Here is a 3,393-nt window from a genome sequence, read left to right on the forward strand (position 1 = left end):
CTAACGTGGAAGATAAGCACCTGGACGAGATCAGGGATAGTTTCCTAAGATATATCTCGAATCAAACCGTCGTTTTTGTAAAAAATATTGATCTGCTCACCGCCCAGGCCGATAAACTTTTCAGCAAGGCAGTTGAAGCTTTTCAGAAACTTTCGGAAGAAATAAAACACAGTGAACCTGAAGCACTTTTCTGTGATGGCCAGCTAATAAGGAGTCAGTTGGAGCTTTTTTCAGTTGTTGAACTGAGCAACCAATCTTACTTTCGTCATCCTGAATTTATTTCAGGATCTAAGTCGAATGAGACCCTGAAACAAGTTCAGGGTGACGGTGGGGTAAAAAGTATAGACTTTCAGACAAAACCACAGCCATCGTTCAATAAACAGTTCGATTTGCTCATCGATAACCTGATCGAAAATCAGGAGAACGGCTATAAAAATTATATTTTCTGTGTTAGCGAACAACAGGCAAAACGTTTCCACGACATCTTTGACGACCAGGAAAAAGAGGTGAAATATGAAACCATAACGCTATCTCTCTTCCAGGGTTTTATAGATGAAGTTGGCAAAAATGTTTGTTATACCGATCACCAGATCTTTGAGCGCTATCATAAATTTCACCTCAAGAATGGTTACGCCAAAAAACAGGCGATAACCTTAAAAGAACTTACCAATCTGGAAGTTGGCGATTACGTGACCCATATCGATCACGGAATAGGAAAATTTGGCGGACTCCAGAAAATTGATGTTGAAGGTAAAAAGCAGGAAGCCATTAAATTGTTCTACGGCGAGCGCGATATTTTGTACCTCAGCATCCATTCGCTGCATAAGATTTCAAAATACAACGGAAAAGACGGGAAAGAGCCCAAGATCTTTAAACTGGGTAGCAATGCCTGGAAAAAGCTAAAGCAAAAAACCAAAGCCCGCGTTAAACATATCGCTTACAATCTTATAGAATTATATGCAAAACGCCGACTTCAGAAGGGTTTTGCCTTTGGGCCCGATTCTTATTTGCAGCACGAGCTGGAAGCTTCTTTTATGTATGAAGATACCCCGGACCAGGGTACAGCAACCCAGGCGGTAAAAGAGGATATGGAAAACGAGCGACCTATGGATCGTCTGGTTTGTGGCGATGTTGGTTTCGGAAAGACTGAAGTTGCGATTCGTGCGGCTTTTAAAGCTGTGGATAACGGTAAGCAAGTCGCTGTTTTGGTGCCTACCACTATTCTGGCCTTTCAGCATCACCAAACATTCACTGAACGCTTGAAGGATTTCCCTGTCACGGTAGATTATTTAAACCGTTTCAGGACGGCCAAAGAACGCCGCGAAACCCTAGCCGATCTCGAAAGCGGAAAAGTAGATATTATTATAGGAACTCACCAATTAGTGAATAAAGCCGTGAAATTTAAAGATCTCGGACTTTTAATTGTAGACGAAGAACAGAAATTCGGGGTTTCGGTAAAAGATAAGCTCAAGACCATCAAAGAAAATGTAGATACGCTCACCCTCACGGCAACGCCGATTCCGCGTACGCTTCAGTTTAGTTTAATGGCCGCGAGAGACCTTTCTACCATCACCACGCCGCCACCAAACCGTTATCCCATTGAAACCAATGTGATAAGATTTTCCGAGGAAACTATACGGGATGCGATCTCTTATGAAATTCAGCGCGGAGGGCAGGTTTTCTTTATTCATAATAGGATTGAAAATATTAAGGAAGTCGCAGGAATGATTCAACGCGTAGTGCCTGATGCAAAGATTGGCGTGGGCCACGGCCAGATGGAAGGTAAAAAACTGGAAAAGCTGATGCTGAGTTTTATCAATGGTGAATTTGATGTGCTGGTTTCCACGACTATCGTGGAAAGCGGTCTGGATGTTACCAATGCGAACACCATTTTCATCAATAACGCGAATAATTTTGGAGTTTCCGATCTGCACCAGATGCGGGGGCGGGTAGGCCGAAGCAATAAAAAGGCATTTTGCTATTTTATTACGCCGCCCTTTTCGGCAATGACAGAAGATGCTCGTAAGCGAATAAGCGCGCTGGAACAATTTTCTGAACTTGGAAGCGGAATAAATATCGCGATGAAAGATCTTGAAATTCGCGGTGCCGGAGACTTGCTGGGAGGCGAACAAAGCGGATTCATCAATGAAATTGGTTTTGAAACTTATCAAAAAATCCTCAACGAAGCGATTGAAGAGCTGAAGGAGAACGAGTTTAAGGAATTGTATGCCGGCGACGAGGATATTGAGGATAAGAACTTTGTAAAAGAAACCCAGATCGATACCGATTTCGAGATCCTTTTCCCCGATGATTACATCAATAATATCACTGAAAGGCTAAATCTTTATACGCAGCTGAATAAGATCACTTCGGAAGAGGAATTGCAAAAATTTGAAGCCGAGCTCGTCGATAGATTTGGGGAACTGCCCGTCCAGGCGGTAGATCTGCTCAACAGCGTGCGCATCAAATGGATCGCTTCAAAGATTGGGTTGGAGAAAGTGCTGCTAAAACAAGGTAAATTGATAGGCTATTTCATAGCCGACCAGCAATCGCGTTTCTACCAGACCAACAATTTTACCCGGGTTCTGCAATACGTGCAAACCCACCGACAGACCTGTAAGATGAAGGAAAAGCAAACCCGAAACGGCTTGCGCCTGCTGCTTACTTTTGAAAATATCAACTCGATAGCCAACGCTTTGAAGGTTTTGGAGCCTTTGGATTTGAAAGCTAAGGTAGAGGTAGAGGAGAAATAATACTTTCCAAAATTGGATTTGAGAGATTATTTTTTAAAGACCTAACAGGTTTGCGAAACTGTGAGGTCTTGTAATGCCATTAAGCAGAATAACTTTACTGCCATTAAATATTCTGTCCAAACTTAAACCCCAACATTTCCTCTAACCTAACCGAGCTTATCTTTTTACCCTTAGAAATCCCATTCTGGTCAAATTGGGGAAGGTTTAGATTCTGTTCTTTAGCTGCCCGGGTATAGTAATCTTCTTTAGTAGGATGATCGGGATATGCGGCGTTAAAAGTCGTGTTCCAAACTTCTTTTATAATGATTTGCAGGATAATTTCTATACAATCTTCCTGCTTGATAAGATTTACCGGGGCTTTCGGATTTTTTATCCCGGTTTTGCCGGCCAGATATTTCACCGGGTGCCTGCCCGGGCCAAGTAAACCTCCAAAACGAATAACCGTGGTTTGAAAATGCTCGTTCTTCAGTAACATTTTTTCTGAGGAGATTAATTGCCTGGCAGCTTCTGAGGTGCCGTTCGCTTCGTCTTCCTCTGTGTATTCCGGGAAATCTTCCCGGTCTTCATAAACTGATGTGGAACTTACAAAAATCACTTTTTCTACCGGAGATTTTTCCACATAATCGGTTATGCGGCCAAT

Annotated in this window: 2 protein-coding genes; one reads left to right on the plus strand and one right to left on the minus strand. The window is 42.6% G+C overall.

Annotated elements, in window-relative coordinates:
• Positions 1 to 2,753: transcription-repair coupling factor (gene mfd / locus ACESK1_RS12680; RefSeq protein WP_372920546.1), on the plus strand; the 2,753-nt coding region annotated here is incomplete at its 5' end.
• 103 nt (positions 2,754 to 2,856) lie between these two features.
• Here mfd and ACESK1_RS12685 read toward each other — a convergent pair.
• On the minus strand, positions 2,857 to 3,393 hold a 537-nt coding region (locus tag ACESK1_RS12685; RefSeq protein ID WP_372920547.1), incomplete at its 5' end, for an SDR family NAD(P)-dependent oxidoreductase.

Origin of the sequence: Salegentibacter sp. (assembly GCF_041642575.1) — a bacterium.
In the GTDB taxonomy this organism is placed as follows: Bacteria; Bacteroidota; Bacteroidia; order Flavobacteriales; family Flavobacteriaceae; genus Salegentibacter.